The organism is Sporosarcina sp. P33 (assembly GCF_002077155.1).
In the GTDB taxonomy this organism is placed as follows: domain Bacteria; phylum Bacillota; class Bacilli; order Bacillales_A; family Planococcaceae; genus Sporosarcina.
The window spans coordinates 1220833-1240724 of the sequence record NZ_CP015027.1; the positions used below are offsets into that span (position 1 = coordinate 1220833).

Consider the following 19892-nt stretch of genomic DNA (forward strand, 5'->3'; position numbering starts at 1 on the left):
TCTGATAAAGGCCGGCAGTTTTCATTTCCAAAAGTCATCAAATACAGTGATTGGCAAGTGCCGCTTATGGGCAGACCGCAAATAATGTCCTTCTATTTGTTTGCGCGCTTCATCCGACACTTCTTTACCTTCAAGATAGTCATCGATTTCTTCATACGTCACGCCTAGCGCTATTTCATCAGGGATAGCTGGCTTATTTCCTTCCAGATCAGCTGTCGGGATTTTATTGTACAGATGCGGCGGGCAATCCAGCGCTTCCAGCAGCTGTTTCCCCTGACGCTTATTCAGCCGATAGATTGGCATGAGATCTGCTGCGCCGTCACCAAATTTCGTGTAGAACCCTGTAATCGCTTCAGCCGCATGGTCTGTTCCAAGCACAACGGCATGATGAACCGCCGCCGTTGAATATTGGACCTTCATCCGCTCGCGCGCTTTCTCATTGCCTTTATCAAAGTCGGTGATGTGGAGACCAGCCCTGCGAAGAGCCCGCTCGCTGGCATCCACGGCTTCTTTAATATCCACTGAGTAGACGATCGACGGCCTGATAAAGCGCAGCGCATCCTGGCAGTCATCTTCGTCGAATTGAACGCCATACGGTAAACGAATGGCGTAAAAGCGGTATTCTTCTGTACCCGCCTGTTCATTCAGCTCGTCGACCGCCATTTGCGCCAGCTTGCCGACCAGCGTGGAGTCCTGACCACCCGATATGCCAAGTGTGAATCCTTTCAGAAATGTATTCTTTTTCAAATAATCTTTCATGAAATCAATGGAAGTGCGGATCTCTTGCTGCGGGTCGATTTCCGGCTTCACACGTAATGTCTGGATAATTTCTTGCTGCAATGTCAACGTTTCCACTTCCCTTTCATTGGTTTGTATAGTTGTCCACCATCTCATGCACTTCTTCTATATTGCGTCTTTTGTTGTCCCAGCACTTCTGACTGAGGTCGACCGGATATTCTTCGGGGTTCAATGAACGTTTATATTCTTCCCATAGCAACGAAAGGTTGTCCTGAGCAAATTCCCGGATTTTATAGACAGGCGGGTTTTCATAAACAACTTCTCCGCTGCGAATAACTTGCTGATGCAAATTGACCGCTTTAAAGTTCGTTACAAACTTTGAGATGAACGTATGCACAGGGTGAAACATTTTGATGCGCTCTTCTTTTGTCGGATCTTCATCATGCATCGTAATATAATCGCCTTCCGCTTTACCGTTCTCCAGGTCTATGATCCGGTATACCTTCTTGCGTCCAGGCGTCGTCACTTTTTCAACATTGGCAGATATTTTAATCGTATCCATCATCTCTCCGTCACCGTTTTCGATGGAGACGATTTTATATACCGCTCCAAGCGCCGGCTGATCATAAGCCGTTATCAGCTTGGTGCCGATTCCCCAGACATCGACTTGTGCGCCCTGGGCTTTCAAGTTTAAAATTGTATATTCATCTAAATCATTGGAGACGACAATTTTCGCATCCGGGAAACCTGCTTCATCCAGCATTCGGCGTGTTTCTTTGGAAAGGAACGCAATATCACCGCTGTCCAGCCGCACCCCAATGAAGTTAATGCTGTCGCCAAGCTCTTTTGCTACCTTAATAGCTGTCGGAACACCAATTTTCAGCGTATTGTATGTATCCACTAAGAACACACAATCTTTATGACGCTGTGCATAGACTTTAAATGCCGTGTATTCGTCTTTATATGCCTGAACAAACGAATGCGCATGTGTGCCTGAAACGTCCAAGCCAAACCGTTTGCCGGCGCGCACATTACTCGTTGATTCGACACCGCCGATTACTGCCGCACGCGCACCCCAAATAGCTGCGTCCATTTCATGCGCTCTGCGGCTGCCGAATTCCATCACGACGTCATCCTTTACCACTTGTTTAATGCGGCTTGCTTTAGTGCTGATTAACGTTTGATAATTGACAATATTCAGCAGCGCCGTTTCAATCAGCTGCGCTTCGATTAGATTTGCTTCGATGCGGATAATCGGTTCATTTGCAAAAACGAGCTCTCCCTCTTTCATGGAGTACACATCGCCTGTGAAACGGACGCCTTTGAGGTAGTCAAGGAAATCGTCAGCGAATCCAAGCTCTTCGCGCAAGTAGGCTAAATCACTTTCTGTGAATGAAAATTCTTCAAGATACTTCAATACATGTTCGAGACCCGCGAATACCGCATAACCGTTGCCAAACGGGATTTTTCTGAAATACACTTCAAACACGGCTTTCCGTTCATGAATTCCGTCCGCCCAGTATGATTCGGCCATATTAATTTGGTATAAATCTGTGTGTAACGCCAAGCTGTCGTCTTGATATGATGAAGTCATAGTCGTCTCCTTCTTCCGTTGCAATAATAGTGTCATTATACACTATTTTCCCTGTTTCTCAGCAAAGTAACCACCTGCGCATGAAATGTTTTCTGAAACTTTTATGTAATTTAATCGTAGAATTATTACGGGGGGATGAATATGCTCATTTACGCCATAGTGTTTATCGCGTTTTTCAGTTTTTACATTTTACAGAAATTACACGGCATTGAGAGACGGCTGGCGCGTCAGCAGTCTATGCTCGAGCAGCTGACAGAGGGTCTGCCGGGACCTGCCGTTGATGATGATTCTATTCGTTTGCTGATTATACAGGGGGAAACTGTGAAAGCAGTAAAGCGGGCGCGGGAAGTGTTCGGTTTTTCCTTGCTTGAAGCGAAGCAGTACGTCGATCAGCTGCAGGAAGAAATTGGTCCGCAGCAGTAAAAAATATAAATGGAAGACCCATCTCTGCGGGATAGGTCTTCCGTTTTATTCAGTGAATTTCAATAACTATTCCCGTTTTCTGCGGAATTTCAACAATCATCTATTACGATGTACATTGCTTTTACAGGGCCGTGTACACCGATGACCAGATTCATCTCGATATCTGCAGAGTTGCTTGGACCCGTAATAAAGTTGATGCAAGATGGAACTTGCCCGCCTTCATCCAGTTTCTGCCGGATCATATCCGATGCCTGAGTAATTCTTGGAACCAGCGTACTTTTCGGAACCAGCGCGATGTAATGTGCAGGCAGCAGGCTGACCGAACGTCCTTTATCCGCACTGCTGAACAGGACGACTGTACCTGATTCCGCAAGGGTCATGTCGCTGAACGTAATGCCGATATTGGCCTGCTCGGCAAGCTCAATATTTTTATCCCCAAGAGAAACATCCCAACTATTGACGGTAATTTGTTCTGAAGGCCATATGGTATCCAGCAGCTCATCTAATCCATATTCTGCAAATCGGTCATCTTTCCAAAGCGACAACGGACCCCCGCCATATCTGTTTACTGCTTCATGCAGCACGGTGGGCAGCTCAGCTTTCTTTGTCTCAATTAAATCGGTATGAATTTGTTTGCATTGTGCACGCAGCACTTCCAGCAATTCATCGGCCGAAGCATCCTGCAGTACTTTGCGTTGCGGCTGATATTTCCACACAGGCTTGTCTGCATTCATTTTCGGTTCACGGCCTAACTGCGCGGCGATTGATGAAAGGAAACTTTCGCGGTTTTGAATGGTTCCGGCCATAGTCATTCGCCCCCTTTCTGATCATAGAACCAGTCCCGGAAACGGGTGTTGCCGACTGCCGGGAATTCCCGCAAATCTGTCCATTCTTTCAATGGACCGGGACCTGTTGAAATCCGGTCATTTTTCGTCAGCGGCTTCATTGCAGCAGCCGCCATCTTCGCTCCCATGGAATACAGCGGATTGGAAGACGCACCAATTCCAAATGCTTTCATCGCAAGCCGTTCGGAAATAGGCGAACGCCCTTCTTCTTCAACGATGATTCTGCGATGTGTATGAAGCAGTTCATGAAGAGGAATTTTCACAGGACAGGCATCTGTGCAGGCTCCGCATAATGTGGAAGCAAACGGCAGCTCTTTGAAGTCATCATATCCGCCGAGCAGCGGTGACAGTACCGCGCCGATTGGACCTGAATAAATCGAACCGTACGAGTGGCCGCCGATATGACGGTACACCGGACAGACATTGACACAGGCCGCACAGCGGATACATTGCAGAACTGACTGGAATTCTGTACCGAGAATTTCGGACCGGCCATTGTCAACGATGACCAGATGGAATTCTTCCGGACCGTCCGCATCCCCTTCATCACGCGGGCCTGTCAAAGCAGTCACATAGCTTGTCAGCTTCTGTCCGACTGCACTTCGGGTCAATAAACTGACAAGCACTTCAAACTCCTCAAAGGAAGGGACCACTCTTTCCATGCCCATCACGGTGATTTGCGTTTTCGGTAATGCAGATACAAGTCTCGCATTTCCTTCATTGGTCACCAGGCTGATTGAACCCGTATCCGCTATCGCAAAATTACAGCCCGTAATACCAATATCCGCATCCAAAAATTCTTGACGAAGCATTTCCCGGGCATGCAGCGCCAGTTCTTCAGGCTTGGATGTGCGGCGGTACCCCAATTTTTCTTCAAACACTTCCCGAATCTGTTCTCTGTTTTTATGAAGCGCCGGTGCTACGATATGAGAAGGCGGATCATGATCATCTATTTGCAAAATATACTCTCCCAAATCAGTCTCAATTACTTCGCAGCCCGCTTCTTCGAGAACCGTATTCAAATTAATTTCTTCCGTGACCATCGATTTCGACTTCACAACTTTCTTCCCGTCTTTTTTCTCGATGACCTCCCTGACGTACGCACTTGCTTCTTCGGCAGTCTTGGCGAAAAACACATGACCGCCGCGTGCTGCCACATTTTCACTCAGCTGATGCAAATAATAGTCCAGGTTTTCGAGCACATGCTGACGGATTTCTTCTCCATGCGAACGCCATTCTTCCCAATTCCCCAGCTCTTCCGCTGCATCGAGCCTTCTGCCGTGCAATCGTTCTTGCGCGCCTGCTACTGCCTGCCGCATAAATTCGTCAGAAATATTATCTTTAGTACGATCCGTAAAGTTCTTCTTGCTGAATTTCATAGCCATCTCGCATCACCTCATTTCTGATTTATTCGTGACTGTTCAGTACTTGCGCGATATGCATGACCCGGATCGGCTTACCCGAACGCTCAGCGCGTCCTCCGATATTCATCAGGCAGCCGCAGTCTGCACCAATTACATAATCTGCTTCCGTCATGATGGCGCTGTTCACCTTCTCATCTACCATCTGTTCAGAAATGTCGCCCATTTTAACGGAGAATGTTCCGCCAAAGCCGCAGCAATTATGTGCGTTCGGCAACGGGATCATCTCGAGTCCCTCCACTTGCGCCAGCAATTTCCCCGGCTCTTCCTTGGCGCCAAGTAATCGGGTCATATGGCAGGATGGATGATACGTTGCTTTTCCTGTCAGTTTCGCTCCTACATTTTCTGTCTTTAGAACATTGACAAGAAATTGCGTGAACTCATACGTTTTGTCTGCCAGCTCTTGCGCTCTCGGCAGCCACTTCGGATCATCCTTAAATACGTCCGGATATAATTTAAACATCGCGGCACAGGATCCGGAGGGGGTCACTACATAGTCAGCTCCTTCAAATGCCTTGATCATATTCTTCATAGCGGATTTTGAGCTTTCTACATATCCGCTGTTATAGGCCGGCTGTCCGCAGCAGACTTGGCCTTTAGGAAATGACAGTTCACAACCTTGTTTCTCCAATACTTCCGCCATGTCTTTGCCGGTCTCTGCATAAAACATATCCACCAGACAAGTAATAAATAAACTTACTTTCATTTTCATTCACCTCATTTTGGGAATTTCTCTAGTCAACAGGTCATCAGATGACTTAATTATTTTCTAGCATACTATAGATCTTTTCATATGAACAGACGTTTACTATATTTTCTGATAAAAAAATCACCCGCATATAGAACGGGTGAAACGGATTATGGATGTAACGTGCGCATATACTCGGATAAAACTGATTCTACATTTTGTAAATGTGCCTGCATATTCAGTGCCGCAGCATCAGGCGATTGATTTTTGATGGCTGTAAGTATTGCTTCGTGCTCTTCATGCAGACGGTCTGCGGCCGCAGTCTTCGAATACAGACAAATTCTTCGCGTTTCTCTCATGGATTCACTCATTAAATCTGATACGTGATTCATCAGACTGACCAAGATCGGATTGCCGCTTGCACGGGCAACTGCAAAATGAAAATCTAAATCTGCTTTTTCACCCAGGACGATATCGCCTGCGTGTTGTTTCATTTCAACTAGAGCTTCTTCCATCTTTACTAGATCCTCATCTGTTCTATTAACAGCCGCCGCGTGTGCAGCCCCTGCTTCTAATATTTTTCGGACGCCAAGCAAATGAAAAACATCTTCTTCGCTCATGAGCATCGCGCTATGAAGAGGGAACTTCAGGCCGTCTGATGAAAATTCCAATACATACGTCCCTTCCCCCTGACGCATTTCAATTAAGCCCATCGCCCGTAAGGATGTCAAGGCCTCCCGGACAGCCGATCTTCCTACATTGAAATTTTGTGCCAGCTGCTGGACAGAATCTAATTTATCTCCAGGCTTTAATTTTCCGGACCGGATCAGATGAACCAATGCATCTGCTACTTCTTCATATATCTTTTTAGGCTTAATCTGCTTATATTGCAAGTCATTCACTCCTGTCTCCAATATTCATTATAATCGATAATTTGAATGATAGGTTACAACATCTAAAAATTTGTGACAGACAGGCAGATACAAAAAAAAAAAACCCGCCATGGCTCTTTTTTAATTTATATATTTATCCCGGACATCGCGCACTGTCCGCAGAAACCGCACGAGGTCTCTGATGCACGCACTGCGGTATCAGCCGGTTCAACAAAGTCCTGCAAATTCCTTCTCCAGACAAAGTAAGCGTTCTTTCCATTGGAGCCCATCACGATAGCCGGACAGACTTCCGTTTTTTCCAATGACCCGGTGACACGGAACTATCAGCAACAAAGGGTTTTTTCCAATTGCCGATGCAACGGCCCGGACAGCAGCCGGACGTCCGATTGATTCTGCGATATCTGAATAGGCAGCAGTTTCGCCATAGGGAATGTCCCGCAGCACTTCCCAAACAGCAAGCTGAAATGACGTGCCGATGCTATCGAACGGTGAAACAAATTGGCGGATTTCACCGGACAAGTACTTGCTGATTTCTGCTGCAGCATCCGATAATCTGTCTGCATCCTGCATAACTGCCGCTTCACCAAACTGCCTCGACAGCCAGTTTTTCATACGTTCTTCACTGCCTTCTCCAAGACCGATGTAGCAGACACCCTTTTCAGTTGCAGCAAGCGCAACAAGGCCATGCTCTATATCAAAACTGTTCCAGTAAATCATCATCAGCACCGCCTTTCATTCAGCCGAATAATTTTAATCCTACTGCACCTAAAATAATGAGTGATAAGAAGAACAGTCTCTTACCACTTGCCGGCTCCTTAAAAATCAATATCCCCATTAACACCGCACCTGCTGCGCCTAAGCCTGTCCATACCGCGTAAGCAGTACTCATCTGAATTTCCCGCATAGCCAATGACAGAAAAACAAACCCAAAACCAAAGATTCCGACGATCAGTAACAGGCGTTTTACGGAGCGGTTCTGTAAGTAATAATTGATGCTCATTACACCGAAAATTTCGCCAAGACTGGCAATAATTAAATAAACCCATGCCATTGTCAGCCGTCCCCCTTCTGCTCGCCATGTTCATCTGTCGTCATTTTAATACCGACAACCCCAATGACAATTAATCCAATGAAAGACAGCGTAATCCAGGTGAACCCTGCATGGAAGACAAATATATCAACGAGCAGAATGGCTGCGGCTCCTGATCCTGTAAAGACTGCATAGACAGTTCCTGAAGGCAGTTTTTCACATGCTTTTATAATGAAGTAAAAACTGAAAATAATCGCTGCGCCCGTTCCCGCCCATTGCCAGACCGTTTCCGAGTATCGGAGACCGACAACCCAGAAAATCTCTACAACAGCGGCTAATGCAACATACGCCCAAGCCATTATGAAAATCCTCCTTCACCGATACATATTGTCTATCAGTATAGCAATAATTTTACTGAAATAAAAAGACATCAATTGATGATTGAATGGAAACTTGCATCCGTTATTTACACATGATAGAATGAATTCGTCAACACTTTTGCTTATATTGTGAATATTCTTATCGAGAGAGACGGAGGGATAGGCCCGGCGAAGTCTCAGCAACCAGCTCAGGCACGGTGCTAATTCCAAGGGTGAGTCCACCTTGAAGATGAGAATAATCTATACACTTGTATGTTCGGGGGCCTATTCGAAAAGAAGAGGTCCTCTTTTATTTTTTTCTGAAGGGATGGATATTCATGACAAACAGCGGATTAGAAACGAGATTAGTACAACTAGGCAATCACAGTGACGAAAAAACAGGGGCGGTTAATCCGCCAATCTATATGTCGACAGCCTACCATCACGACGGGCTCGGCAAATCTACGGGGTATGATTACACGAGAACAAAAAATCCCACACGTTCTGTACTTGAAGATGGAATCGCAGATTTGGAGTCCGGAGATCAGGGATTCGCGTGCAGTTCCGGTATGGCAGCCATTCAGCTCATCTTATCTCTTTTCAAAACCGGGGACGAACTGCTTGCGCCTGAAGACTTGTACGGCGGTACGTACCGTCTGTTTACTCAATACGAAAATACGTATAACATCACGACAAACTATCTGTCATTTGAAAATGTTTCAGAAGTGGAGCAGGCTATCACGGAACGCACAAGAGCTATTTTCCTGGAGACGCCTACGAATCCATTAATGCAAAATATTACAATCAGCACTTATGCAAAGCTCGCCAAAAAGCACGGACTGCTGCTCATCGTAGACAATACATTCCTGACCCCTTATTTTCAGCGTCCGATTGAAGAAGGAGCAGACATTGTCATCCATAGCGCGACTAAATATATCGGCGGTCACAATGATGTGCTTGCAGGGCTTGTCGTGGCAAAAGGTGAAGAATTATGTGAACGACTGTTTACTAGCCATAACGCCATCGGAGCGACACTGTCTCCATTTGATTCTTGGCTGGTAGTACGCGGCCTGAAAACTTTGCATTTGCGCATGAAACAACATGATGCCAATGCTAAAGCGATGGTCTCCTATTTGGAACAAGAACCTCTCATTTCAGATGTACTGTATGCAGGCGTCGGCGGCATGCTGTCGTTCCGTGTACAGAACAGCGAGTGGGTCGGTCCGTTTCTGGAGAATATGAAGTTAATTTCATTTGCTGAAAGTTTGGGCGGAGTGGAAAGCTTCATTACCTATCCGACTACGCAAACGCATATGGATATACCGGTTGAGGAACGGAATCGACGCGGCGTAGACGACCGTCTGCTGCGTTTCTCTGTCGGCGTGGAAGAGGCGGAAGACCTGATCGCTGACGTCAAACAGGCCCTTTATGCTGCAAAGGAAGCTGCAGAAGGCGTGAAGATACAATAAGTAAAATAAAACAGTCCGCACAGTCAGAATGGAATCGACTGTACGGACTGTTTTCGTATGATGAATTAATGTGCCTGCTGCCATTTTTTCTTTTCGCTTGCATAGACTACCGCCGCCGGTGCTGCGATAAACACCAGCGCCGCGAGTCCGGCCGCCATGCCTGTCAGTTCTTTGCTTCCAAATGAAAATCCTGCTGCCGCACCTAAGCCAATTCCCGCCAGTACCGCCAACGCAACAATCTTATACATAGTAGATCCCGACCTTTCAATTATAAGACTCGATCGTCTCTCCGTGTTATTCGTTGCTTTTAGCATACTCCCATTGAGAACAATTTTCAAGTGCAATTGAGAATCTTTTTCAACGAATTTTAAAATATACCCCAATGTATGGTCCCGCGGTTAATTTTATGAGCGGAAAATGCACATAGAAAAACCGCCCGGGCTGTAAATACCCGGACGGCTGAACTGTTATTATTTTTCCAGCAATTTTAATGATTCACGGTTAAAAGCGGGGATGTCATCCGGCTGACGGCTTGTTACAAGCTGGTTCTGACACACCACGACTTCTTTGTCTGCATATTTCACGCCGGCGTATTCCATATCCACGCGAATAGATTTATAACCTGTTGCATCGCGCCCTTCCAGCGCTTTTGCTGTGATCAGTAACTGCGGACCGTGACAAATAGCAAATACAGGTTTGTCTGCATCCATGAATTCTTTGGCGAATTTCACAAAGCGATTATCTGCGCGCAAAATATCCGGAGAAAATCCTCCTGGAATAAACAATGCGTCGTAATCAGATGATTTGGCATCATCAATTGTTTTATCGATTTTCACCTTTGTATTTTCCTTCAAACCGGTCACTTCTGACCCTTTTTCCGCACCGATCACTTCTACTTCGTGACCAGCTTCCTTATATGCGGCGGCCGGTTTCAGGTATTCCGAATCCTCAAACATGTCTCCAAGTACTGCTGCAATTTTAGCCATAATGCTACCCACTCCTTATATGATGTTCTGCAAATACTATTCCACAACTATAAGTGGTCTAAACATCATCCAAGGTCGAGCTCTCCTTCAGCGTTTAAGTGAGCGTTAATATTTACTGCATCTTTTGAGAAGACATATTTGCGGTTGCCCACTTGAATTTCCGTGCCTCCATAGGCTTTACCAATTTTGATGCAGCCGTCTGCCCGGATTCGTCAGGATTTCTACATGCACTTGTTCACGATGTAATTTTAATATCTCCAATGCTTGTAAAATCGCCTCATCTACCGTGTTCGCCTGGACCGTAACTGCCCTTTTCAACACGACCACCTCCGCCTATAATCCTATTACTTTTATAGTATCATATCGGCGTCGCTTCATTAAAAAAATATTCCAATAATAACTAATGCAGCAATAATATAAAATCCTACGACTCCTATTACATCTGCTCCGATTACAGGTTTCTTTTGGAACACATCAATAAGTTCAATGTCATCACGCAGTTGTTTCACTTCTTTGCGCAGTTCTTCCACTTCCTGATTCAAAGCGGTAATTTCTTGCGTCTGCCTCGTGATCAATTCTTGTGTTTCCGGGTTGTTCACATGCGTTTCCATACATGATCACTCCTTCTCGTTTCATTACTCTACGTTTGGCAAGCAGGCAAAGATTCAAGATGCAGCAGAATTTTACATTTGCATTTTTGCATAGCCGGGTGTATGATACATCTACAGGCTGTATTGCTCGTACGACATTAAGTTTTAACCTTTAAGCTGTAAAAGGGAGTTTATTACGAAACGGAAATGGCATGCCGGGTTCCTATAGAGCAGCCCGGACATACAGGAACGTTTTCCGCAAACACCCACTTTGAGGAGTGGTGGTTTAAAACTTTCTATGACTAAACTACGGCAAAGACGGCTTACATAAAGACATAAAAACACCTTCCATTTCGTATGGAAGGTGTTTTTTGTCTATGTGCAGTGCGGGATTGACTATATGAAGGTTTATCCCTCTTGAATATTTGCTGAATCTGCTTCCCCTGTGAAAAATGTGTCGGGATTTGCAGCTAGCCTTTGCTTATAATCTGCATAATCTTCTTCGGAAACTCCAAAGGGGATATGGATATCAAATCCCTTTGCGTAATCCAGAAGGTCATCCAGAGTTAATTGGCTGGAAACCTCAATCAGATCAATTCTCATTAGCGTATCTTTTGTATAAGGCCTTTGCGTATCAATGAATACGAGTGACTGCAGGAATGCCTGAACGATAGGACTGTTTACTATCAGCAATGTGAATACCGCATCAAGATATTTAGTAAAGCTTAGAAAGTAACACGTATCATCCAGCATCACCGGTTTATTATTGATTGGCATTACTAATGAAAAATTTGATTTTTTATACATACCTGAAATTGCCACTTTATAAGGAGCGAACGAATAGTCTCCTATCCCGAAAATAGAAAAATCCGGCTTTCCTTTATAAATGGAGGATTTTCTTTTATCCAGATACCCCCTATTGTCTTGCAAGTACTTCCACAAGTTCGGGGATTCGTCTTTGATATATAACGTATCCTGGCCAATTTTCCGCTGAGTAATTATGACTTTTTTTCTGGTTTTATTAGGAATAGTCTCCTTTTTTAAATCAGAACTTTTTAACAAGTTATAGACATCCGTTTCCTCTATGTCTGCATACTCTTTAAAGCCGTTTAGTAATTTACCCTCTTCCGTCACGGTAAGTTCCATAATTTTGGAACAATCATGCTTTACACCTGACCGCCAAACTAATGGAGAAACATTATCTATTGCCGCACTGAGTTCATAAGATTCAACGTCTGATACAAACTTTTGATTGACCCAGCCGAATGATTTCATCCTGGCATCAGGATCTGACAAGCTGTAGACGTCGCAAGTATTTACAGGGCCTTTTCCCTTCTCGCCTAACCTCACCAAGAAAAGCGATGCATCTGTAGCTACATCGAACTCTTTTTTCGCGTCAAAGTTATACAGTTCTAATGTAGTGATATTCCAATCCTGATTGGGCAGCGAATGGACAATGTTTTTGGCAATAGAATTTTTACAAAGCATAGCAAGCGTCCCTTGTTTTGTCTTGTTCAACAAAGTGAGCAGCTGGGTAATGATGTACTCTGATAAATCGAAATTACTCTTCCCTGTGATGGCATCCAGTCCGCTGTATTTTTTGAAGTTGGATTTCTCCGGCATATTGGCAGAGCTTAATGTGCTGAGTTCAGCGACAGTAATCCAGGGCGGATTTCCAAGCACCAGTACTTCTCCTTCCCCTTCAAGCAGATGTTCAGGAAATGTATGTGTGAAAAAATCGTCCTGATGTATTTCCATAGTAAGCTTATCTTTTCCGAGAAACTTAACCGGGTTATTTTCCAAGATGAACTTTTTAAAATATATTTCATATTGCTTTTGAATTTCTACCCCATATATCTGATCTATCTCTTCAAAGTTCTGCAGGGCGGCGCGGATAAAGTTCCCTTTTCCGAACGTAGGCTCTATTAATACAGCTGGGCTGATTCCCTTTTTCAAAAGAACTTTACAAACTCTGTCAGCCAGGTCCTCAGGAGTTTGAAAATCTCCAAACTCTCTAATTCCCACTTGCAATTCCCCATCTTTATATGACTCTTTCCAAAACCGGACTTCTTCGCTGTCTTTAAAGAAGTTACTGATTCCGTAAGCATCCCGCATTTGTTCATTCAGCAGACTCACATCAGATGTTTCATACGACTGAACGATCTGTTCCCATACTTTCAGACTGTTGTTCATACGATTTTTTCAATTCCATCGATTGATGAAGGCATATCTACAATTCTCTTGTACTGAAGTCTCCATTGCAATGCATTCGAGACCGTCAGATAGCCTTGCTTAGGACGATTAGCCAAAATTTCATTGGCCAGATGTGTATAGACTATTTCATCTCCGGGAATGTTTTTATCCTCAAAGAAAGCAAACAAGTCATCCGCATTCCCGTCATTGTCTAAAATCGTGTTGATCATTTTAGTCGTTTGGAAATCAGCAGTTCTCGCTTTATCAATAAACGCACAGCTGACAAATTTGAATGTGGCTGTCCGCGTGACTGGATCATCGACTTTTTCATAAACGAACAACAGCAGATTATAACCGAGGCCGTAGATTTTTTGGCTCGCGGATTTGAAAGGACATGAGGATTGGGGCTGTCTTGCGGATGTTACTTTAATATCAGTCAGAATTTCTTCCCCTGGCAGGTCAATACCGCTGGCAGAATTCCCCTTGGAGAACGAGTACTTTTCAGTCAGATACTCTTTAAACTCATGCTCAATGTAAGTGCCTACAGCTTTCCCGTCAGTCGTACCGTACAAATGCGGGACTTTCACCTGCTCCTGATACATACAGAAATTACGCGCTTCTGTTTTTATCGTGTCGATTGTCAGTTCAATAATGGATCCGTCTGTCTCTTCAATTGCACTGACCGTATTCAGATCTTCTCTTTTCATTCTGTATCCCCCGTTTCTCATCAATCTCAATTATACCTGCCTGCTCTCTTTGTAACAAGGAAGAGGAAAGCAGAAGAAAAGAGGCTGGGACAAAACTAAAAATAAAGCCCGTTCCCCTGCGCTCCAAAAGGCACGCTTTCCGCGGGGCGCGCTTGAGCCTCCTCGTCGCTGGCGCTCCTGCGGGGTCTCAACATTCGCGCTAAATCCCGCAGGAGTCGGCCTTTTTCCGCTCCGGTCCACTCAAATGCTTTGCAAAGTATTTATTAAAAAATAGACAAAAAAAGCGTAAGGGAACTCCTTTACGCTTTTTTCATATTATGTCCCAGTCTCTCTCTTCCTTGTATTAAAAGTTATGCTGCATTTCGGCAAGCTTCTGCGCATTTGCGGCATGCTTCTGCACATTTTTTGCAATGGTCGTGTTCGTGCTTTCCACATTCTTCGGCACATGCATCGCAAATTTCCGCACATAATTGCAAAATTTTGTCTGTAAACGGACTTTGCCTTGTAATCGCCTGAATAGCATATGTACAGACATCTGCACATTCACGGTCTAATCGTATACAGTCAGCCATCATCTGCAGATCTTCTTCTCTTAGACATGCGTCGAAACAATGATTACATGCTTTCACGCACTCCTCCAATACCGTCAGTACTTCTTCGTATTTCTGATTCATTTGATCGCCTCCAAATGGTATGTTATTTTCACTCTTCCCGCATCTTCTGACTGATAAACCATATATGTTGCCGTTCCTTTTTCATTGAAAGCACTTTCAATTATTGGTTATAATAAGCAGTATGAATAAAATAGAAACGAATGAGGTGTTCTGCATGAAATTATTTAAATGGACAGGCCCGTTGGAAGAAGCAGGAAATCTGCCGGAAGAAACCCGTGTGTCTTTGATGAATAATGACGAAGAAGTGCTTGTATTGCAAGAAGCGGAAACGACATCGCTCGACAATGCGGTTGAATACGAAATTTTAGACCAGAGCGGTGATTTGCCTTCAGGACGTTTTGCCGTTTTGAATAATATTCCTGTAACAGAAGAAGGCCGTGAAATTTTTGAGCAGCGCTTCAATAACCGGGCACGTCTGATTGAAGCGGAGCCGGGCTTTGTTGCGATTCGGGTACTGCGTCCTGTCAGCTCCGATACATATGTAATTCTGACGATGTGGGAAGATGAAGAGTCATTCCATAATTGGCAGTCCTCACAGGCATACGGTAAAGCACACGCGAAACGCGGCACAAAAGAAGGTGTCGATCAGCGCCCTAATATCTTCCCAAGGCCTTCTTTTGTAACGACTTATAAAAAATAACGTATAAAAAAATGATATCTGCAGAGACTACTTCTGAATACGAAAACAATATGAGGAGTGAGTTTCTGTGGGTATTTTAGATGGTAATCCAAAAGATCAACCGTTGCATTACGGGGAGATTACAGCTATTTGGTCATTTATGGGTGCAAACAACGGTCTTATCAGCGGCTACGAAGCCTTCGTTAATCATGCGGAAGATCCAGAGTTGATCCGGCTGCTTCAAGAAGCGATTAAGATGATGAAAGCGGAAAATAAGGACTTCGGTAAAGTGTTGAAGTCAAATGGCATCACGCCTCCGCCTTCTCTGCCCGAAAGACCCGAAGCTAACGCAGAGGATATCCCAGCCGGCGCACGCTTTATGGATCCGGAAATAAGCGGAGCCATATCGATTAACGTAGGACAGGGCCTCGTTTCATGCAGTATGGCAATGGGTCAATGTCTGCGTGAAGACGTGGCGGCAATGTTTGCAAAATGTCATATGGAAAAGACTGCATTCGGCGCTAAATTGCTGAGCCTGAACAAATCAAAAGGATGGATTATCCCTCCGCCGCTTCACCTGAACTAATCACTGCAAAACTTCGCTGACCGTCTATCGTAAGCGGAGTTTTTTCATGTATAAAAGCTTTGTTTCTGCTCACTCTAATCACGTGGATGAAAATCGTCTAACAACACAAAAGGACGGGGATTCTTATGAAGAAGCAGGAACGAAAGCAGCGGAAACAGCATTCTCAGAACGAAAGAACACAACAGCCGGAAAACGTGGAGTTTGGCGAAGAATTTACTTTTGATGAGAAACGGCAGCAGCCAGACAGCATGCCAAACAAAGAGCGGCGGAACCAAAGAAAATAAGAAAAAAGAGTTATTCAAGAAGTCATCTTTAGACTTCTTGGAATAACTCTTTTTTTACTGCGGATGATGAGGATATGCGACAGCTTCGCAATGGTTATTCTATCGACCCTGTCCCTTGCAGAGCCACATCTACATGGATTGTAAATTTCATATCCGGATACACTTTTTCCCATTCAGCAAATAAACCTTCTTTATGAAGACGGGTAATACGAAAACGCAATCCAAACCCTACAGGATCCAGTTTCTCTTCTTGCATTTCAGTCAGGAAATGTTTGATTTTCTTTTTCATTTCCTTTGATGCCAGACGATTATATTCCTCTAAATTTGAAAGCAGTATTTTCTTGTTCGCCTCTTTTATAACGCCCTTTATTTTGAAGTGCATTTCTATGGCATCAGGCGTTGTATTTCCATTCTTAGTAACAAAGCGATAGTTCATCTTACTTTGGCTAACATCTATTAACAGCTTAAGATCCTCGTCTTTAACCAAATACGTAAGTCCTGATGCACCTTTCAGCAATGAATTATAGTATTTCGTTTCAACGGTGGATAATACTTTCGGATCGCTCTGGTGATCAACAACAACTGCATTATTCACTATTAGTTCATCATGTTTGTCATTCGTTTCAATTAACGGCAGCACCGGATTAATACCTTTTGCCAATACTTCCCTTCTTAATTGAAATAAAAAGGTAGTTACAATAAACGGACTTTCATTTGCAGTTCTTCCGAAAAAGTTGAATAATGCAACCGATGCGGGCGCTTCTGTCGAAGGCTCCACTTTTAAAACAGTTTCCGCCGAAGGTCTGGCGCCTGCAACGTACGCAATTAATTGGATATCTCCCCGTCTAATAAAGTAATCCATAAATGATTGCATATGATTCGTCAATAATTTTTCGTTGACGATTATCGTTTTCATATGACCAAGCTCCAATACTTTATCCACATGTGTTTCCAGCATCCGAATAGCTTCACCCACCGATTCTCCTTCACGGGAAAGATAGGCGTAACTCGGCTTATTGCTCTCTTTAATCGCTCCGAATGGAAGGGCAACTTTCAGTGTGACTTTATATCCGTTTTCCAGATGTTCAGCCGGGTCAATCGCTATCGCGGAGACAAATAGAAGCTTATCAATATCTTTAAATGCACAACCTGACTGCAGTAATACACTGCTCATACACAATATGACAACAAACCATTTAGTAATTAAGGGAAGTTTCATGACCTTGCCCTCCTGTTCACCAGCAGCATGAGTATCATCAAACCGACAAATACGATTGGAATTAACTGAAAGAAATACTGACTGTAAAGAAATAAATCATAGTCTGTCACTTTTAACGTTATAAAAAATGCGGCAGTCCAAAACACTATAATTACTGCTGCCATACTGCTGTACTTACGAATACCTGCACTTAACTTTTCCATGCCGAATACACTTTCAAACAGCTTATATGCAACATGCCAATGCAGAATAATATTTAAAAATGCCACGGCCAGGAAAAGAATTAAAAAGATAAAAACTACACGCTCAATTACTCCATACTTCATCCGAATGGAATCACTGGTAAGAATCCATGGATAAAGAATATTTTCAATATCATCAAATCCTAATACGCCTATTGGAATAAAGTAGCTTGTGAAGACTGTAAACGTGCCCAAAGAGAATACAATCAATGCTTGTTTTATGCCAAATTTCATTCTTTTCTTAAGTAATGAATTGAAAATAATTATATCGAATGCCCCAACAAAATAGAATGCTGTAGTGGAAAACACAAGATAACTTGGCGGATTGTCAATATACGTCATAGCCAGCACAACATAATCCCAATTCATTTGTTCTGCAAAGTAAATCTTCACCACATAATACACTGCAACCGGAAAAAACAAGATAAAAACGAGTTCAAGCATATATAATACGTTTCTGCTTTGCATGATTAAGCTATAACTGATTACTATGACAAACATCGAAATGACTGTATATACCGACATTTCGGGCGTCAGAAATCGCAGAAGAATATCAATATACGTAATTAACGTCTGAAAACCTGCAGTGTACCAAATACCGCCAAGGAAAAGCAGGACCGGAACTTTAATCCATCCGCTAACATACTGCGTCAAAATTTCAGGCAAACTTTTTCCAGGAAACGCTTTGAGCGAAGTAATTAAAGCCCAATTCATAAATACTCCAAAAAACAATCCCATAATAATTGCAACAATCGCCCCGTCTTCACTTTTACTGAATAAGATTCTGGGGCCCGCAGCAATAAGATTTGCGGCCATATTGGATAACAGCAAAAAATAAACAAAGCGGCTCATGAATCATCCGCCTTCAATTCTTCCCGGCGGTTTTGCCAGAACATCCGTAAATACGGCTCACCGTAGCTGTCTTTGTTAACTAAATACAGCATCAATCCCAATAATCCTAGCAGTGCACCCGCCAAACCAAATACCGTCGTATACAGTAATAATAAAAAACGGCAGACCCTGATGGCATAACTCATTTCACTGATCGGTATAACGAATGTAGAAATTGCCACCAATGACACGACAATCACCATAATATTGGAAGTCAAGGCAGCTTCTACTGCAGCGGTTCCGAGTATCAGTCCGCCGACTGTGGTAGCGGTCGCACTGATCGCGTTTGGCAGCCGTATGCTCGCTTCCGTCAACAGTTCGATAAATATCAGCATGAAGAATACTTCAATAAAAGACGGATACGGTACGCCAATTCGGCTGGCTGCCACGGTCAGCGCGAGTTCCGTTCTGAAAATATCCGGTGTATAGGATGTCACTGCTACGTATAACGCAGGCAGCGTAATACAGGTAAACAGCCCTCCATACCGAAGAGAACGAATTAATATCGAAACCCAAAATGGATAGTATTCATCTTCCATAGACACCATAAAATCAAAAAACACTACAGGTGCAATTATGGCATGCGGACTTCCATCCACCATGATAACGACTTTACCTTGCGCCACATTGTGAAGAATCCGGTCTGGTCGTTCAGTCAGCATACTGGTGGGAAATAAACTGTATTTCTGGCTATTCAAGTAATATTGTAAATCCCCCGAGGCCTGAACCAGCTCGACTTCCAATGACTGAATTCGTTCCCTGACTTTTTCTAAGCGCCCTGGATGCACTTTTCCTTCGTCATAGACTAATGCGATATCACGATTCGAAATATCATTCAACTGCATCGGTTCAATAACTAAAGACGGTTTATGATAGCGTTGCCGAATCAAATTTATATTTGTTTCTATACTCTCACTGAGGCCAAGCTGGGGTCCATGAATTGTCGGTTCCATAATAGCATCCTGGACTGTATTCGCCGCTACTAATTTTAGTTCAAGTAATGTGATTTGCTTATCCATCATCACAAAAACATTGCCCTTCGTGATTTCGATTAGCACTTCCTGATCCCCTGTCGGCATTTTGGTATCGTATGGCAGTGATTTTATATATTCTGAAAAACTATGTTCCTGTGACATCTCATAAAAAGGCTTAATCAGGATTTCCTGAAGCTGAGCCATATCTACCACGCTTTTTAAATACAGCAAATGAACAACTTTTTCTTTGCTTTTCAATGTCTTTTTCACTATATCAGCAGAAGGTGCCAATCCTTTGACAAGCCGGTTAAAATAAGCCGGCATTTCTGTTTGTCCCGTTAATTCATCCACACTTATCACTTCTTTCTGATCACGCTGATTGAATTTCAGTTTGTCCAATCCTTGGAAACTTTAATCATTTATAAATTTTCTTTTTGCCATTTTCTTCTGAAGTGAAAAGTTGTATA

Annotated in this window: 24 protein-coding genes, 1 other RNA gene and 1 riboswitch; of the genes, 6 read left to right on the plus strand and 19 right to left on the minus strand. The window is 43.6% G+C overall.

Annotated features, from left to right (window positions below; all coding sequences use genetic code 11):
* Positions 1–21: 21 nt before the first annotated feature.
* Together nadE and SporoP33_RS06150 are read right to left on the minus strand one after the other, a co-directional pair.
* Positions 22–894 carry an ammonia-dependent NAD(+) synthetase gene (gene nadE / locus SporoP33_RS06145; protein WP_081242903.1) on the minus strand — a complete coding sequence of 291 codons (873 nt, stop codon included), beginning with the start codon at positions 892–894 and terminating at the stop codon, positions 22–24.
* Positions 863–2332, minus strand: coding sequence for a nicotinate phosphoribosyltransferase (locus tag SporoP33_RS06150; protein WP_081242904.1), 1470 nt, complete (start codon positions 2330–2332; stop codon positions 863–865). The genes nadE and SporoP33_RS06150 overlap by 32 nt, the downstream gene beginning before the upstream one ends.
* Positions 2333–2473: 141 nt before the next feature.
* On the opposite strand from SporoP33_RS06150, the gene SporoP33_RS06155 reads away from it, so the two are divergent.
* Positions 2474–2755 carry a hypothetical protein gene (locus SporoP33_RS06155; RefSeq protein ID WP_081242905.1) on the plus strand — a complete coding sequence of 94 codons (282 nt, stop codon included), beginning with the start codon at positions 2474–2476 and terminating at the stop codon, positions 2753–2755.
* Between the two features lie 89 nt (positions 2756–2844).
* Here the strand turns inward: SporoP33_RS06155 and SporoP33_RS06160 are convergent, their stop codons facing one another.
* The 7 genes from SporoP33_RS06160 to SporoP33_RS06190 all read right to left on the minus strand — a co-directional run bounded on the left by SporoP33_RS06160 (position 2845) and on the right by SporoP33_RS06190 (position 7991).
* Positions 2845–3561 (minus strand): LutC/YkgG family protein, encoded by a 717-nt coding sequence (locus tag SporoP33_RS06160; protein ID WP_081242906.1) that lies wholly within the window; start codon positions 3559–3561, stop codon positions 2845–2847.
* A gap of 2 nt (positions 3562–3563) precedes the next feature.
* Complete coding sequence (locus tag SporoP33_RS06165) at positions 3564–4985, minus strand: LutB/LldF family L-lactate oxidation iron-sulfur protein (RefSeq protein WP_081242907.1); 1422 nt, start codon at positions 4983–4985, stop codon at positions 3564–3566.
* A gap of 22 nt (positions 4986–5007) precedes the next feature.
* Positions 5008–5727, minus strand: coding sequence for a (Fe-S)-binding protein (locus SporoP33_RS06170; protein WP_081242908.1), 720 nt, complete (start codon positions 5725–5727; stop codon positions 5008–5010).
* 152 nt (positions 5728–5879) lie between these two features.
* Positions 5880–6602, minus strand: a complete 723-nt coding sequence (locus SporoP33_RS06175; RefSeq protein WP_081242909.1) for a FadR/GntR family transcriptional regulator — start codon at positions 6600–6602, stop codon at positions 5880–5882.
* Positions 6603–6809: 207 nt separating this feature from the next.
* Entirely contained in the window at positions 6810–7319 is a 510-nt protein-coding gene (locus SporoP33_RS16520; RefSeq protein WP_081242910.1) for a methylated-DNA--[protein]-cysteine S-methyltransferase, read from the minus strand.
* A 19-nt stretch (positions 7320–7338) separates the two neighbouring features.
* Positions 7339–7653: a DMT family transporter gene (locus SporoP33_RS06185; RefSeq protein WP_081242911.1), complete on the minus strand. Its 315-nt coding sequence runs from the start codon at positions 7651–7653 to the stop codon at positions 7339–7341.
* Positions 7654–7655: 2 nt separating this feature from the next.
* Entirely contained in the window at positions 7656–7991 is a 336-nt protein-coding gene (locus tag SporoP33_RS06190; protein WP_081242912.1) for a DMT family transporter, read from the minus strand.
* A gap of 157 nt (positions 7992–8148) precedes the next feature.
* Positions 8149–8248: riboswitch (SAM riboswitch) on the plus strand.
* An 81-nt stretch (positions 8249–8329) separates the two neighbouring features.
* On the opposite strand from SporoP33_RS06190, the gene SporoP33_RS06195 reads away from it, so the two are divergent.
* Positions 8330–9460 (plus strand): methionine biosynthesis PLP-dependent protein, encoded by a 1131-nt coding sequence (locus SporoP33_RS06195; protein WP_081242913.1) that lies wholly within the window; start codon positions 8330–8332, stop codon positions 9458–9460.
* Between the two features lie 65 nt (positions 9461–9525).
* Here SporoP33_RS06195 and SporoP33_RS06200 read toward each other — a convergent pair whose 3' ends face one another.
* The 4 genes from SporoP33_RS06200 to SporoP33_RS06215 all read right to left on the minus strand — a co-directional run bounded on the left by SporoP33_RS06200 (position 9526) and on the right by SporoP33_RS06215 (position 11057).
* Positions 9526–9708, minus strand: a complete 183-nt coding sequence (locus tag SporoP33_RS06200) for a hypothetical protein (RefSeq protein ID WP_081242914.1) — start codon at positions 9706–9708, stop codon at positions 9526–9528.
* Positions 9709–9930: 222 nt separating this feature from the next.
* Positions 9931–10446: a type 1 glutamine amidotransferase domain-containing protein gene (locus SporoP33_RS06205; RefSeq protein ID WP_081242915.1), complete on the minus strand. Its 516-nt coding sequence runs from the start codon at positions 10444–10446 to the stop codon at positions 9931–9933.
* 177 nt (positions 10447–10623) lie between these two features.
* Positions 10624–10764, minus strand: a complete 141-nt coding sequence (locus tag SporoP33_RS06210; protein ID WP_196796871.1) for a Jag N-terminal domain-containing protein — start codon at positions 10762–10764, stop codon at positions 10624–10626.
* 59 nt (positions 10765–10823) lie between these two features.
* Positions 10824–11057, minus strand: coding sequence for a hypothetical protein (locus tag SporoP33_RS06215; protein ID WP_081242917.1), 234 nt, complete (start codon positions 11055–11057; stop codon positions 10824–10826).
* A gap of 112 nt (positions 11058–11169) precedes the next feature.
* Here SporoP33_RS06215 and ssrS point away from each other — a divergent pair.
* A non-coding RNA gene (gene ssrS / locus SporoP33_RS06220) (6S RNA) lies at positions 11170–11365 on the plus strand.
* Between the two features lie 79 nt (positions 11366–11444).
* Here the strand turns inward: ssrS and SporoP33_RS06225 are convergent.
* The 3 genes from SporoP33_RS06225 to SporoP33_RS06235 all read right to left on the minus strand — a co-directional run bounded on the left by SporoP33_RS06225 (position 11445) and on the right by SporoP33_RS06235 (position 14610).
* Positions 11445–13229: a hypothetical protein gene (locus SporoP33_RS06225; RefSeq protein ID WP_081242918.1), complete on the minus strand. Its 1785-nt coding sequence runs from the start codon at positions 13227–13229 to the stop codon at positions 11445–11447.
* Complete coding sequence (locus SporoP33_RS06230) at positions 13226–13936, minus strand: type II restriction-modification system restriction endonuclease (RefSeq protein ID WP_196796872.1); 711 nt, start codon at positions 13934–13936, stop codon at positions 13226–13228. The genes SporoP33_RS06225 and SporoP33_RS06230 overlap by 4 nt, the downstream gene beginning before the upstream one ends.
* Positions 13937–14286: 350 nt before the next feature.
* A complete protein-coding gene (locus SporoP33_RS06235; protein ID WP_081242919.1) occupies positions 14287–14610 on the minus strand; it encodes a four-helix bundle copper-binding protein in 324 nt (107 codons plus the stop codon).
* A 154-nt stretch (positions 14611–14764) separates the two neighbouring features.
* Between SporoP33_RS06235 and SporoP33_RS06240 the strand changes: the two genes are divergently transcribed.
* The 3 genes from SporoP33_RS06240 (at position 14765) to SporoP33_RS15965 (ending at position 16099) form a co-directional block, all read left to right on the plus strand.
* Entirely contained in the window at positions 14765–15250 is a 486-nt protein-coding gene (locus SporoP33_RS06240) for an antibiotic biosynthesis monooxygenase family protein (protein ID WP_081242920.1), read from the plus strand.
* Between the two features lie 67 nt (positions 15251–15317).
* A complete protein-coding gene (locus tag SporoP33_RS06245) occupies positions 15318–15815 on the plus strand; it encodes a DUF3231 family protein (protein WP_081242921.1) in 498 nt (165 codons plus the stop codon).
* 125 nt (positions 15816–15940) lie between these two features.
* Positions 15941–16099 (plus strand): hypothetical protein, encoded by a 159-nt coding sequence (locus tag SporoP33_RS15965; protein WP_155961314.1) that lies wholly within the window; start codon positions 15941–15943, stop codon positions 16097–16099.
* A gap of 94 nt (positions 16100–16193) precedes the next feature.
* Here SporoP33_RS15965 and SporoP33_RS06250 read toward each other — a convergent pair whose 3' ends face one another.
* From SporoP33_RS06250 to SporoP33_RS06260, 3 genes are read right to left on the minus strand one after another with little or no spacing between them, the layout of a single operon-like run.
* On the minus strand, positions 16194–17318 hold the full coding sequence (locus SporoP33_RS06250; protein WP_081242922.1) for a Ger(x)C family spore germination protein: 1125 nt from the start codon (positions 17316–17318) through the stop codon (positions 16194–16196).
* On the minus strand, positions 17315–18412 hold the full coding sequence (locus tag SporoP33_RS06255) for a GerAB/ArcD/ProY family transporter (protein WP_081242923.1): 1098 nt from the start codon (positions 18410–18412) through the stop codon (positions 17315–17317). The genes SporoP33_RS06250 and SporoP33_RS06255 overlap by 4 nt, the downstream gene beginning before the upstream one ends.
* Entirely contained in the window at positions 18409–19824 is a 1416-nt protein-coding gene (locus SporoP33_RS06260) for a spore germination protein (RefSeq protein WP_231293308.1), read from the minus strand. The genes SporoP33_RS06255 and SporoP33_RS06260 overlap by 4 nt, the downstream gene beginning before the upstream one ends.
* Positions 19825–19892: the final 68 nt, after the last annotated feature.